Raw genomic sequence first — 13,331 nt, forward strand, 5'->3', positions numbered from 1 at the left:
GAGCCATGGCTCCCCTCAATGTCATTGCTATTGCCGACTGTTAGTTGGTGCGAAACAGCGCTTCGATGGAGAGCCCCTGACTCAGCAGGATCTCCCGCAGACGGCGCAGCCCCTCCACCTGGATCTGGCGCACCCGCTCGCGGGTCAGGCCAATCTCGGCCCCCACGTCTTCTAGGGTGGCAGGCTCGTAACCGAGCAGGCCGAAACGGCGGGCCAGCACCTCACGCTGCTTGGGATTCAGCTCCTCCAGCCAGTGCACAATGCTGGCGCGCATGTCGTCATCCTGGGATTCCAGCTCGGGCCCCATGCCGCGCTCATCGGAGAGCACGTCCAGCAGCGCCTTGTCGCGATCGCCGCCGATGGGGGTATCCACCGAGGTGATCTTCTCGTTGAGCTTGAGCATGCGGTTTACGTCATCCACCGAACGATCCAGCGCCTGGGCGATGTCCTCAGCGGTCGGCTCGTGGTCGAGACGGTGGGAGAGCTCGCGCGCGGTGCGCAGATAGACGTTCAGCTCCTTGACCACATGGATGGGCAGACGGATGGTGCGGGTCTGGTTCATGATGGCCCGCTCTATGGTCTGGCGGATCCACCAGGTGGCATAGGTGGAAAAACGGAAGCCGCGCTCGGGATCGAACTTCTCGACGGCACGGATGAGACCGAGGTTGCCCTCTTCGATGAGATCCAGCAGCACCAGGCCGCGGTTGTTGTAGCGACGGGCAATCTTGACGACCAGACGCAGGTTGGACTCGATCATGCGTTTGCGGGCGGCTTTGTCACCCCGCAAGGCACGACGGGCGTAATAGACTTCCTCTTCGGCGGTGAGGAGGGGGGAGAAGCCAATCTCCCCCAGATAGAGCTGGGTGGCGTCCATCACCTTGTTCAGTTCCGGTGCCAGCAACTCATCGGAGATAGTCTCTTCCGCCTCGGCGGCTACCTCCTGCAACTCCTCTACCTCTTGAGACTCGGATTCGGCGTCAAACTCTAATTCTGCATCCTGCATTACCAGTTGTTCTTGGCTCATGGTGTGTCTCCCTGACGTTACCAGAGTAAGACAGACTCTCTGGGATTAACGCTTTGGCAAATAGCTCATCGGATTGATCGACTTGCCTCTGTACCGGATCTCGAAATGCAATCGCACATCCGGCGCGTCCGTGCTGCCCATGTTGGCAATCACTGTTCCCCCCTTGACGCTATCCCCTTCCCGTACCTTCAACTCGTCGTTGTGGGCATAGGCGGAAAGATAGTCATCATCATGCTTGAGGATGATCAGCTTGCCATAACCCCTCAGTGCACTACCGGCATACACCACCTTGCCGCCGCTGGCGGCGTAGACGGGTTGCCCCTTCTGGCCGGCAATGTCGATCCCCTTGTTGCCCTGTTCGGCAACGGAGAAGCCTTCAACAATCCGGCCTTTGGCGGGCCAGTGCCACGCCAGTCGTGACTGGGAGCTGGTTGTTTTTTGTTCTTTTGCCTGAGCGTATGCTTTCGGTGGAGCCTCGGCAACGGATTTCTGAGAAACGAACGGCGTGGTCTGACCAGCACTACCACTCGCCCCTGCCGGACGCTGGGTCACAGGTTTGGTGGCCGCCACCATCTGGGGAGCCGTATTGGCGGCTGATTGTACGGTGAGCACCTGGCCCGGTTGCAGCGCATAGGGGGCGCTCAGATTGTTGCGCTGGGCCAGCTCCTGGGGCGTGGTACCGAACTGGCGACCAATGCTGCTCAGGGTATCGCCACGGCGTACCTGATAGGTGCTGGTGCTGCGGCTGGCCATGGCGCCGGAGCTGGACGCATCGAGGCGCAGCTGCTGGCCCGGATAGATGTTGTAGGGAGGACTGATGCCGTTGAGGCTGGCCAGCGACGGCACATCATTGCCCGAATTGAAGGCGATGGAGTAGAGGGTATCTCCCCGCTTTACCACATAGCTGCTGCCCGTGATGGGCGCGCGGTTCGGAGTCCCCGCCTGGCGAACCGGGATGGTCGAGACAAAGGGGTCGCCCCCCACACCATCCACCGGAGCCGCATTTTTACTGGAGGAGCAGGCAAGCAGCAGCCATGAGAGCATGACCACACTGCTTCCTTGCCAAATACGCGAACGCATAATGGATCCTTAACGACTAAACCAGAAATAGGCCACGACGGCCAGACCGATACAGAGCCAACCGAGCACATCCACATAGTGCATCAGCTTGCGTTCCATCTTCTCCCCGCCCCAGCGCATCAGGCCCGCAACCAGGAAGAAGCGCATACCACGCCCGATCAGCGAGGTGATGATGAAGGGCACCAGAGCCATTTGCAACAGTCCGGCGGTCACGGTGAATACCTTGTAAGGGATGGGCGTGAAACTGGCAATAAAAATGACCCAGATGCCCCACTGTTCGAACCACTGGCGAGCGATGGCGATCTTGCCTTCGTAACCGACGGAGGCCACCAGGGGCTGGACCACAGGATCCCACAGGGCATAACCCAGGGCATAGCCAAACAGGGCGCCCAGTACGGAGAAGAGGGTCGCCAGGGTGGCGAAATGCCACGCCTTGTGCGGCTTGGCCAGCGCCATGGGGGCCAGCATCACATCCACCGGGATGGGCCAGAACACCGACTCGATAAAGGCGGTGACGGAGAGATACCAGGGGGCGTATTTGTGGCGCGCCCACTGCATCACCATCACGTACAAACGGGAAAACAGCTTCACTCAACATCTCCATCTATCAAGGGAACAAAGCGCACCGGCTCCAGGATCCGGCTGGTCAGCTGGGAACCGGCGCGCTCAATCAGTTGCAGGGTTTGCTGCTTGTCGCCCACCGGCAACACCAGACGCCCCCCTTCGGCCAGCTGGTCGGTGAGGGCCGCGGGGATCTCGCTCGCCGCGGCGGTGACCAGAATGGCATCAAACGGCCCTTTGCTGGGCCAACCCAGCCAGCCGTTGCCGTGCTTGGCCGAGACATTGTGCAGATCGAGCTGGCGCAGACGGCGCCTGGCCTGGAACTGCAGCGACTTGATCCGCTCGACCGTGTAAACATGCTCCACCAGATGGGCGAGGATCGCCGTCTGGTACCCAGAGCCAGTGCCAATCTCCAGCACGTGGGCCGGATTGTTCTGCATCAGCAGCTCGGTCATCCGCGCCACCATGTAAGGTTGCGAGATGGTCTGGCCGTGGCCGATGGGCAGGGCGGTATTATCCCAGGCCTTGTGCGCCATGGCCTCGTCCACGAACAGCTGGCGCGGCACTTTCGCGATCGCCGCCAACACGCGAAAATCGCGAATATCCTGTGCAATGAGTTGATTTAAAAGGCGCTGAACTATCACACCCTCATCCCTGCATATCTAGCCATGCACCCAGCCCAGCCAGACTGTCGTAGGCAGTCATGTCGATGGTCAAGGGGGTAATCGAGACATAACCCTGTTCGATGGCGGCAAAGTCTGTGCCATCTCCCGCATCCTGCTGGCTGCCGGGGGGGCCAATCCAGTAGATGGGCTGGCCGCGGGGATCCTCGGTGCAAATCACCGACTCCGCCCGGTGGCGGTTGCCAAGGCGGGTCACCCTGATCCCCTTGATCTGGTCGAGGGGCAGATCCGGCACATTGACGTTGAGGATCTTGTCGGCAGGCAACGGATACTTCATCAACCCCTTCACCAGCAGGGCCGCATAGTGGGCTGCCGTGGCGAAATGGGTCTTGCCCACCAGGGAGATGGCGATGGAGGGATACCCCAGGTGGCGCCCCTCGGTGGCGGCCGCCACCGTCCCCGAGTAGATGACATCATCCCCCAGGTTGGCACCGTGGTTGATCCCCGCCACCACCATGTCGGGCTCAGGGCGGACCAGCTCGTTGACTGCCAGATGCACGCAGTCGGTCGGCGTCCCCTTCACCGCATGAAACCCGGTCTCGCCGATGCGGGTGACCCGCAGCGGCACTTCCAGGGTCAGGGAGTGGCTGGCGCCACTGCGGTTGCGATCCGGCGCCACCACAATGACCTCACCACAGGCGCCCAGCGCCTCGCTGAGGACACGAATGCCCTCGGCATGCACACCATCGTCATTACTGACCAGAATTCGCATCGGTCTGCTTCCTGAAACCATGATCGGCCTCTTCGGCCTGCATTAATTCCCGCACCACGCTGGTGGCAAAGGCGCCCGCCGGCAGGAAGAACGACAGGGTCAGCGCATCGCCTTCCAGCTGCCAGCTCATCTGTTCCGGCTTGAGCAGCAGCGGACGCCTGTCCTGATCCAGCCCGGCCTTCTCCAGCCCCTCGCACCAGTCGCTGTAAGGCGCCAGCACTCCCTGCTCGAATTCGGCTGCTGCTCCCTGGCTCGCTAGCCGGCCGCGACCCCACATGGGGGCGGTCAGCTGCACGTCACCGGCGGCGAGGCGCGCTGCCAGCTCGGGGGTCACGCTCTCTTCGCTGAAGATGGATTGGCTGCCCCTCAGCATCACGCAGTCACCGGCCAGCAGCTGATGTGCCAGCCCCTGCTCGATGCGGGCGCTGACGATGGAGTTGAACAGCATGCTGCGGGCGGCGGAGAGGTAGAGGGAGCGCTTGTTGCGATCCTTGATCCGCTTGCCGGCAAACATCGCCTTGGCCGCTTCCAGGTTGTTGCCTTCCCGGCCAAAACGCTGCTCGCCGTAATAGTTCGGCACCCCCTGGGCGGCAATGGCCTGCAGGCGGGACTCCAGCCCGTCGGCCCGGGTCAAACCGGTCAGGCGCAGGGTGAAGTGGTTGCCCTTGAGGTAGCCCACCCGCAGTTTGCGGTTGTGGCGTTTGGCCTCCAGAATCTGGATGCTGTCGCTCTCGATGACCGACAAGTCCGGCTCGGCCTTGCCCGGCAGGTGGATGCCGAACCACTGCTCGGTCACCGCGTGGCGATCCTTCAGGCCTGCCCAGGTCACTGCATTGCGCGCGACCCCGGCGGCATCGGCCAGCAGCCCAGCCACCCAGGCGGTGTTCTCGCCGGTTTTGCGCACCCGCACGAAGATGTGCTCCCCTTCCCCGCAAGGCTCGAACCCGAGATCCTCGATCACCACGAAATCGCTGGCCTCGGCCTTGAGGATGCCGTGGGCGGTGGGGGTTCCGTGCAGATAGTTAAGCTGTTCCAACATTATTGTTTCACCAGTAAGACGACGGCTTCGGTGGCGATCCCTTCCTTGCGCCCCGTGAATCCCAGTTGTTCGGTGGTGGTCGCCTTGACGTTCACCCGGTTCAAATCACACTGCAGATCGGCAGCCAGCACGGCGCACATGGCATCGATGTGGGGAGCCATCTTGGGGGCTTGGGCGATGATGGTCACGTCCAGGTTGCCGATGGCATAACCCGCCCGCTGCACCCGGGCAAAGACATCCCGCAGCAGGATGCGGCTGTCGATCCCCTTGAATTCGGCGGCGGTATCGGGGAAGTGGCGACCGATGTCACCGGCGCCGATGGCGCCCAGCAGGGCATCGCTCACCGCGTGCAGCACCACATCCCCATCGGAGTGAGCCAGCAGACCCTGTTCATACGGCACCGCGACCCCGCCCAGCATGCAGGGGCCTTCCCCGCCAAATTTGTGTACATCAAAACCATGTCCAATCCGGATCATGTGCGCTCCTTGTTTGGGCCTATTTGTTCGAATTCGCGGGCTATGCCTGCTGGCTTAAAAACAGCCCGGCCAGGGAGAGATCCTCCGGCCGGGTCACCTTGATATTGTCGGCGCGCCCTTCCACCATGCGCACCGGGAAACCGGCCCGCTCCATGGCGGAGGCCTCGTCGGTAATGGTGGCCCCCAGCATCAACCCCTCTTCCAGCGCCCGCTTGAGGGTGCGGGTGGGGAACATCTGCGGGGTGAGGGCATGCCACAGCTGTTCACGCTCGACGGTGGCGATGATGTTGCCCGCGGCATCCGAGCGCTTCATGGTATCGCGCACCCGGCTGCCGAGGATGGCCCCACCGCAGTTCATGGCGGTGGCAATCAGGGCATCGAGATCCCCGTGGGTCAGGCAGGGACGGGCGGCATCGTGCACCAGCACCCACTCCCCCTCGGCCACCTGGAGGGCATTGAGAACAGAAAAGGCGCGTTCGGCGCCTCCTTCGACCCGGATGACACGGGGATCGGCGGCGACGGGCAGGCTCTCGAACCAGGGGTCATGGGGCGCCAGCGCCACTATCACCCGCTCGATGGCAGGATGTGAGAGCAGGCGCGCCAGGGTGTGTTCCAGAATAGTCTGCCCCGCCAGCTGCAGGTACTGCTTCGGGCAGTCGGCCCCCATCCGGCTGCCAATCCCGGCGGCCGGCACAATCGCCGTCAGACCGAAGGCGCGGCTTGCATCAGTCATGGTAGGGCTCATCGTCCGGTACTGTCTCTTTGTCTTTCTCTTTGGGGATGATCCGGTAGAAGGTCTCCCCCTGCTTGATATAACCCAGATCGTTGCGCGACAGCTCCTCGATGGCCTCAAGGCCCGAGGTGAGATCATCTATTTCGCGGTAAATGAGGTCGTTACGATCCTTGAGGGCCTGGTTGTCCCGCTCTTGTTGCGAGATCGCATCCGACAGGTTCTGGTAATCGGACAGCCCGTTCTTCCCCAGCCAGAGGTCATATTGCAGGCCCCCCAGCAGGAGGAGCAGGATCAGGGTGAATAGGCGCATGCTCTAGGTCTCCTTCAGGGGGCCTAGTGTCCCATATTCGGTGGCAAGACAAAAGAAAGCCAGCACCCGGGAACCCGGGTTAGCGCATAAAAAAAGTCCGAAGATGAACCAGATAACAACAAGCCCCGCCAAACCGGGACAAGGGTACCGAAGCGGTACTCCCTGACCGGGGCGGGGCCGAGGGGCGTCAGACTGCCTCGAAGATTAGTTGACCGCGACCGGGGCTCCTTCGCTGGCAGCCGGGGTGTTGAACTCCTCTTCCGCCTCGTTGAAGCGCTCCAGCATGGCCTTGGAGGGTGCTTCGCCAAGCAGGCTGCCAATCACGATGGCAATGCTGGCGAAGACGAAGCCCGGGATGATCTCATACAGACCCAGCCAACCGTACTGCTTCCAGACGATGACGGTAACCGCACCGACCAGCATGCCGGCCAGGGCGCCGTTGCGGGTCATGCGCGGCCACAGCACGGAGAAGAGTACCACGGGGCCGAAGGCGGCACCGAAGCCTGCCCAGGCGTAGCTCACCAGCCCCAGCACCCGGTTCTCCGGGTTCATGGCGACCGCGATGGCCACCAGGGCGATAGCCAGCACCATCAGGCGGCCGACCCACACCAGTTCGCGCTGGGAGGCGTTCTTGCGCAAGAACGGCTTGTAGAGATCCTCGGTGATGGCGCTGGAGCAGACCAGCAGCTGGCAGCTCAAGGTACTCATCACCGCCGCCAGGATGGCGGAGAGCAGCACGCCGGCAATCCAGGGGTTAAACAGCAGCTTGGAGAGCTCGATGAAGACCCGCTCCGGGTTACCGGTAACGCCGGCGGCCACTTCCGGGAAGCGGCCGAAGTAGGCCAGACCGAAGAAGCCGATGGCCACGGCGCCGGCCAGGCAGAAGATCATCCAGGTCATGCTGATGCGACGGGCGCTGGCCATGGAGTGGTGGGAGTCTGCCGCCATGAAGCGCGCCAGGATGTGCGGCTGACCGAAGTAGCCCAGACCCCAGGCCATCAGGGAGACGATGGCGATCACGTCCAGGTTCTTGAACATGTCGAGGTTGCTGGCGCTCTTGGCCGCCACTTCCACCATGGCGCTGTCGATGCCGCCCACGGCGATGATGACGAACACAGGGGTGAGGATCAGGGCGAAGATCATCAGGGTCGCCTGCACCGTGTCGGTCCAGCTCACCGCGAGGAAACCGCCGAAGAAGGTATAGGTGATGGTGGCTGCGGCACCGACCCAGAGGGCGGTGTTGTAATCCATGCCGAAGGTGCTCTCGAACAGGCGGGCACCGGCCACTACGCCGGAGGCGCAGTAGATGGTGAAGAACAGCAGGATCACCAGGGCCGAGAGGATGCGCAGCACCTTGCTGTGATCCTCGAAGCGGTAGGTGAAGTAATCCGGCAGGGTCAGGGCGTTGCGGTTCTTCTCGGTGTGGACCCGCAGGCGGCCGGCCACCCAGCGCCAGTTGAGATAAGCGCCGATGACCAGACCGATGGCGATCCAGCTCTCTGAGATGCCGCTGATGAAGACTGCGCCTGGCAGGCCCATCAGCAGCCAGCCGCTCATGTCGGAAGCACCGGCGGAGAGGGCGGTGACCCAGCTCCCCATGCGGCGGCCGCCGAGGATGTAGTCGTCGAAATTGCGGGTGGCGCGATAGGCGATAAAACCGATCAGCACCATCCCGAGGATGTACACCAGGAAGGTGATTAACATGGGTGTGCTAGCTGTCATTCAAAACTCCGTTTCATGTAGCGTGACGGCCCGCTCTACCGACGGGCTCTTTCCTTAAAAACCGCCATAGCTTAATCAGCAGATCCCGTGAGCTCAATCATTTTTAACAAACACAAAACACAATAAAAACCTTTGTGCATCAACATATCCTCCAGGACAAGGGGATAAGTCACTATTTTATATTGCGGCAGTGGCCTCGCAGCCCCCACTCCAGACACGCCTCCATCTGGCTGGCATATCGGTGCACCGACCGGACTCACGACGCCGTATGTCACAGGGCATGAGGCAACAAAAAGGGCGAACAGCATGCTGTTCGCCCTTTTCATCATCTTATCGCCCGTTGGCGCTCGACTACCTTCAGCGATTGATGGCAATCGGCATGCCGCTGCGCTGCTCCAGCGCCTGCTTGACCCGCTGGGAGTCGCTGTCGGCGTGGGCGATGAAGCGGGTCACCGCCGGGGTGATCGGCAGCGGCGCCGGCAGGCTGGAGTTGAACTCGGCTTCGCTACGGGAGAGCGGCTGGTGCACCTCGAGATAGCGGCGACCATCCGGCTCTTTGGCGGCCTTGATCGGCTGGTTAACGAACTGCACCCGGGTACCGACCGGTACCTGTTTGAACAGGTATTCGATGTCATCATTGCGCAGGCGCACACAGCCGTGGCTCACCCGCAGGCCGATGCCAAACTGGGCGTTGGTGCCGTGGATGGCGTACATCTTGCCGATGTAGAGGGCATAGAGACCCATGGGGTTGTCGGGACCGGCCGGCCAGACCGCAGGCAGGGTCTCGCCACGGGCGGCATATTCGGCGTGCATCTTGGCCGTTGGGGTCCAGGTCGGGCGCTCCTTCTTGCGCTGCACGCTGGTCACCCAGTCCTCCGGAGTATCGGTGCCCAGCTGGCCGATGCCGATGGGCAGTACCTCCACCACCTTCTTGCCCTTGGGATAGTAATAGAGGCGCATCTCGGCCACGTTGATGACAATCCCTTCACGCGGTGCATCCGGCAGGATTAACTGCTGCGGGATCACCAGCTTCTCGCCGGTCTGCACCAGCAGGGGATCCGCCTTGGGGTTGGCCTCAAGCATGTTGGTCAGCCCGAGCTGGAATTTGGCGGCGACCGCCTCCAGCGGCTGGCCGTTTTCCCCGGCCGGCACCACGTATTCCAGATTTTCCCCCACCAGGCGGCTGTTGGCGGCAGGCAGGGCATATTCAACGGCAAACACAGGCGCGGCGGTCAGCAGCAGGCCGTAGCAGAGGGTTGCCACACTATTGCGAAAGAGCTTCATAACTTTCCCATGATGATGACTTGATGGAGGTCTTCGGGCTGGCCCAAAGGCGCAATATGCCTGGGGCCGAAGAGAAGGCCGCCATTCTTCTCCTCTGCCCGGCAAATTTCAACCGACAAGTCGTGACGGGTCAGTGATTAATATTCGCTCAGGCCGCTTGCCCGGTTTTCTGGTCGGCCGGTACGGCCCCGCTTTGCCAGGAGCGCATATCGTAACCTGTGGGAGACTGGTGCAACCGCAGATGAAACTGCTCGATGATGGCAAAGATGTGGTCGAAAATATCGGCCTGGATCCCTTCGTATTCACCCCAGGCCGTGGTCGCGGTGAAGCAGTAGATCTCCAGTGGCAAGCCATCTGACGTAGGGGCCAGTTGGCGCACCATCAGGGTCATGTCATTGCGAATGCCGGGATGGGCCTTGAGATAGGCATCCAGGTAGGCGCGCAGGGTACCCAGGTTGGTGAGATGGCGGCCGTTGATGGGGCAGTTGATCGCCTCCCTGAGCTGCTGGTTGTAGCTGCTCAGCTCCTGCTCCTTGCGGCTCAGATAGGGGGCCAGCAGTTGGGCCTGCTTGAGCTGCAGTTGCTCGTCTGCAGTCAGGAAACGCACGCTGGTCATGTCGATGTTGACGCTGCGCTTGATGCGGCGACCACCGGATTCGGTCATACCCTGCCAGTTCTTGAACGAGTCGGAGATGAGGGCATAGGTGGGAATGGTGGTGATGGTCTTGTCCCAATTCGACACCTTGACCGTGGTGAGGCCGATGTCGGTCACCTCGCCATCGGCACCGTATTTATCCATCTGCAACCAGTCCCCCACGCTCAGCATGCGGTTGGCCGAGAGCTGGATCCCCGCCACCAGGCCGAGGATGGGGTCCTTGAACACCAGCATCAGCACCGCGGTCATGGCACCCAGGCCGCTGAACAGGAAGAGAGGGGATTTGCCGAGCAGCAGGGCGATCATCAGGATGCCGACCAGCACGCTCCCAACCAGCTTGGTGCCCTGGAAGATGCCGCGCAGGGGCAGATCCCGTCCCAGGCTGGTGTTGCGGCTCACCGCCAGCACGCAGTCGAGCAGGGCGAAGAAGGCGAGCAGCAGGAACAGCAAGATCCAGAGCTGGGCCACCACTTCGATCAGCGCCAGGCTGTCGGAGCCGCCGGGCAGCCAGATCTCCGCCTGGGCGAGCAGCACGCCCCCTTGCAGCACAAAAGCGAGCCGGTTGAAGAGCCGCTGCTGCAGCTGGGGCGGCAGCCACACCTGTTTGGCCTTGCCGAGGACCCCGACCAGGCGCACCAGCAGGAAGCGGTGCAACATCATGTGCAGCAACAACGAGGTGATCAGGATGAAGCCGAGCGCGATCACCAGCGCCATCATGCTGGTCACCTCCACACCAAGACCGGACAGCCAGCTAAAAAACGCTTCTTTCATTCTTCTCTCCCAAACCTTGCAGCGGTTCGCTGCAACCACCATGGCGGTCAGGGTACCTATCCCCTCCCCCATGTCAAATCGGCCACCACCAGAAACGACAACGCCCGGCACAGGCCGGGCGTTGAGACAACACGAAAAGCGTTAGCCAACCAGGCCGAGGGCATCGCGGGCGATGACCAGCTCTTCGTTGGTGGGGATCACCATGGCCAGACGGCTCTCTTTGGTGGTGATGCGACCCTCGCCACCCAGCACGGCGGCGTTGTTGGCTTCCTGGTCCACCTTGAAGCCGAACAGGGCCAGGCGATCCAGCACCATCTCGCGCACCATGGCGGCGTTCTCACCGATACCGCCGGTGAACACCAGGGCGTCCAGACGACCATCCATGGCGGCGGCATAGGCACCGACATACTTGGCCACGCGATAGGTGAAGACATCCAGCGCACGCTTGGCACCGGCGTCGGTCGCATAGTTGGAGGTCACATAGCGGCAGTCGCTGCTCGCCTCGGTCAGGCCCAGCAGGCCGGACTCGCGGGTCAGCACCTTGTTGATCTCGTCCACGCTGTAGCCGAGCTGATCGTGCATGAAGAAGACGACCGCCGGGTCAATGTCACCGCTGCGGGTACCCATCGCCAGCCCTTCCAGCGGGGTCAGCCCCATGGAGGTATCGACGGATTCGCCATTCTTGATGGCGCAAACGGAGGCACCATTGCCCAGATGGCAGTTGATGATGTTCAGCTCTTCGAGCGGTTTGCCCAGCTCCTTGGCAGCTTCTTCCGCAATGAAGCGGTGGGAGGTGCCGTGGGCACCGTAGCGACGGATGCCGTGCTCGCGATAGAGCTTGTGGGGCAGCGCATAGAGGTAGGCCTCTTGCGGCAGTGTCTGGTGGAAGGCGGTGTCGAACACGGCCACGTTCTTCTCGGCCAGAGCCGGGAATACCTTCAGCGCGGCACGGATGCCGATGAGGTGGGCCGGGTTGTGCAGCGGCGCGAACGGGATGGCCGCCTCGATGCCGGCAATCACGCTGTCATCGATGCGCACGGAGCGGGAGAACTGCTCGCCGCCATGTACGATGCGATGGCCGATGGCAACCAGTTGCCCGGCAAGAGTGGGATCCTGCGGCAGGATGTGGCCCACGATGTGGTCGAGGGCCTCCTGGTGAGCGGCACCCGCTCCCAGCATGGCTTCGCCCTTGACCCCGTGGAGTTTCCATTTGATACGTGCATCATCCAGATTGAAGCATTCGGCCAGGCCGGACAGCATGTCCTCACCTGTTTCGGCGTCCATTACGGCAAATTTCAGGGAAGAGCTACCGCAGTTAAGGATCAGTACCAACTTGCTCATTTTCTACATCTTCCTGTGCTTCGGCTTTATGCCGACAGTGTCGTGTCATCCAAAAGAGGATGGGATTCCCCTGCCGGGGGCTTATGGTCGCAGGAGGGTGCGTCCAATTTTTCAATTCGGGTCGTGCATGGCACTGATTGCAAACGGTGCGCTGCACTCAAGTTCAGGCAGCGTGCAACGCACGCCTTGATTCGAGAACGTCAGATGTTGACCAGCAGATCCCTGTGTACCTTGACCACCAGCTTCTTCACTTGGGCGGGTTGCTTGAAGGTACAGAGCGGGCGATGCAGCTCGCCCGGCCAGAAGATGGCGAAATCCCCCGGTTGCAGCGCCAGATAGCTGGTCTGCTCGTCGTCGACGAACCAGAGGTCGGGATGGGGATGGTCGGCGCCCTCGCTCACATAGTCGTGGGGGCCCACACCGATCCACTCTTCACCGCGCAGCAGCAGCTGGATATCGAGGTACTGCTCATGAAATTCTCCGCGGCGATCCGGGACCGGCTCGGTCAGATCCTCGCTCACCAGACAGAACAGCGTGAGGCCGTCTATTTCCTGCTTGCCGACGGGGGCATCGCGCCAGTGGGCGACGCTTTTCACCACGTCAGCCATGATGCGGGCGAGCGGCGCTGGCAGCGGGGTGCGGTGCAGAGTGTTCAGGCTACCGGTGATCATGGCGCGTCTTTCCTGTTAGGTGTATCTGCGCGGCATCTTTGCCCGCCAATGAAAAAGGACCTGTGTCAGGTCCTTCGATAATGCCGTCTGCGATCCATGCAAACCGGTTTAGAGCTTTTGCTCGTTGTCTCTCTATGGGTGCACTGTTACACACTCGTCCTGTGCTTGCCAAGGCCATGGCACCCAATTGCGCAGTGATCGTACCAGCTGAAACCATATTATTCACCACCCTTTTACCATCGGCTTTGACCAGACGCAAAAACGGGAGC

14 protein-coding genes are annotated in these 13,331 nt (G+C 61.8%); all 14 read right to left on the minus strand.

All coding sequences use genetic code 11. The annotated features are described in order from the left end of the window. Positions 1 to 40 precede the first annotated feature (40 nt). Positions 41 to 1,024 carry an RNA polymerase sigma factor RpoS gene (gene rpoS / locus LA321_RS02505; RefSeq protein ID WP_026456793.1) on the minus strand — a complete coding sequence of 328 codons (984 nt, stop codon included), beginning with the start codon at positions 1,022 to 1,024 and terminating at the stop codon, positions 41 to 43. A 45-nt stretch (positions 1,025 to 1,069) separates the two neighbouring features. Beyond that, the gene (locus LA321_RS02510) at positions 1,070 to 2,104 is read right to left on the minus strand and encodes a LysM peptidoglycan-binding domain-containing protein (RefSeq protein ID WP_042026880.1); all 1,035 of its coding nucleotides are present in this window, start codon (positions 2,102 to 2,104) and stop codon (positions 1,070 to 1,072) included. Positions 2,105 to 2,113: 9 nt separating this feature from the next. Continuing rightward, on the minus strand, positions 2,114 to 2,695 hold the full coding sequence (locus LA321_RS02515; protein WP_026456795.1) for a YqaA family protein: 582 nt from the start codon (positions 2,693 to 2,695) through the stop codon (positions 2,114 to 2,116). Beyond that, positions 2,692 to 3,309 carry a protein-L-isoaspartate(D-aspartate) O-methyltransferase gene (locus LA321_RS02520; RefSeq protein WP_026456796.1) on the minus strand — a complete coding sequence of 206 codons (618 nt, stop codon included), beginning with the start codon at positions 3,307 to 3,309 and terminating at the stop codon, positions 2,692 to 2,694. The genes LA321_RS02515 and LA321_RS02520 overlap by 4 nt, the downstream gene beginning before the upstream one ends. 4 nt (positions 3,310 to 3,313) lie before the next feature. Continuing rightward, positions 3,314 to 4,060 carry a 5'/3'-nucleotidase SurE gene (surE, locus tag LA321_RS02525; RefSeq protein ID WP_042071311.1) on the minus strand — a complete coding sequence of 249 codons (747 nt, stop codon included), beginning with the start codon at positions 4,058 to 4,060 and terminating at the stop codon, positions 3,314 to 3,316. Then, positions 4,041 to 5,099 (minus strand): tRNA pseudouridine(13) synthase TruD, encoded by a 1,059-nt coding sequence (truD, locus tag LA321_RS02530; RefSeq protein WP_042071309.1) that lies wholly within the window; start codon positions 5,097 to 5,099, stop codon positions 4,041 to 4,043. Before truD ends, surE begins: the two co-directional genes overlap by 20 nt. Next, positions 5,099 to 5,575 carry a 2-C-methyl-D-erythritol 2,4-cyclodiphosphate synthase gene (ispF, locus tag LA321_RS02535; RefSeq protein WP_042026884.1) on the minus strand — a complete coding sequence of 159 codons (477 nt, stop codon included), beginning with the start codon at positions 5,573 to 5,575 and terminating at the stop codon, positions 5,099 to 5,101. Before ispF ends, truD begins: the two co-directional genes overlap by 1 nt. 40 nt (positions 5,576 to 5,615) lie before the next feature. Next, positions 5,616 to 6,308: a 2-C-methyl-D-erythritol 4-phosphate cytidylyltransferase gene (gene ispD / locus LA321_RS02540; protein WP_042071307.1), complete on the minus strand. Its 693-nt coding sequence runs from the start codon at positions 6,306 to 6,308 to the stop codon at positions 5,616 to 5,618. Beyond that, complete coding sequence (ftsB, locus tag LA321_RS02545) at positions 6,301 to 6,618, minus strand: cell division protein FtsB (RefSeq protein WP_026458807.1); 318 nt, start codon at positions 6,616 to 6,618, stop codon at positions 6,301 to 6,303. Before ftsB ends, ispD begins: the two co-directional genes overlap by 8 nt. A gap of 204 nt (positions 6,619 to 6,822) precedes the next feature. Further along, complete coding sequence (putP, locus tag LA321_RS02550; RefSeq protein ID WP_042071305.1) at positions 6,823 to 8,340, minus strand: sodium/proline symporter PutP; 1,518 nt, start codon at positions 8,338 to 8,340, stop codon at positions 6,823 to 6,825. A gap of 357 nt (positions 8,341 to 8,697) precedes the next feature. After that, complete coding sequence (locus tag LA321_RS02555; RefSeq protein WP_042071302.1) at positions 8,698 to 9,624, minus strand: L,D-transpeptidase family protein; 927 nt, start codon at positions 9,622 to 9,624, stop codon at positions 8,698 to 8,700. 148 nt (positions 9,625 to 9,772) lie between these two features. Continuing rightward, positions 9,773 to 11,050 (minus strand): mechanosensitive ion channel family protein, encoded by a 1,278-nt coding sequence (locus LA321_RS02560; protein WP_042071299.1) that lies wholly within the window; start codon positions 11,048 to 11,050, stop codon positions 9,773 to 9,775. Positions 11,051 to 11,191: 141 nt separating this feature from the next. Beyond that, positions 11,192 to 12,391, minus strand: a complete 1,200-nt coding sequence (locus LA321_RS02565) for an acetate kinase (protein WP_042071296.1) — start codon at positions 12,389 to 12,391, stop codon at positions 11,192 to 11,194. 200 nt (positions 12,392 to 12,591) lie between these two features. Further along, the gene (locus tag LA321_RS02570; RefSeq protein WP_042071294.1) at positions 12,592 to 13,062 is read right to left on the minus strand and encodes a YhcH/YjgK/YiaL family protein; all 471 of its coding nucleotides are present in this window, start codon (positions 13,060 to 13,062) and stop codon (positions 12,592 to 12,594) included. Positions 13,063 to 13,331 lie beyond the last annotated feature (269 nt).

This window comes from Aeromonas enteropelogenes (genome assembly GCF_020097295.1).
Taxonomy (GTDB): Bacteria; Pseudomonadota; Gammaproteobacteria; order Enterobacterales; family Aeromonadaceae; genus Aeromonas; species Aeromonas enteropelogenes.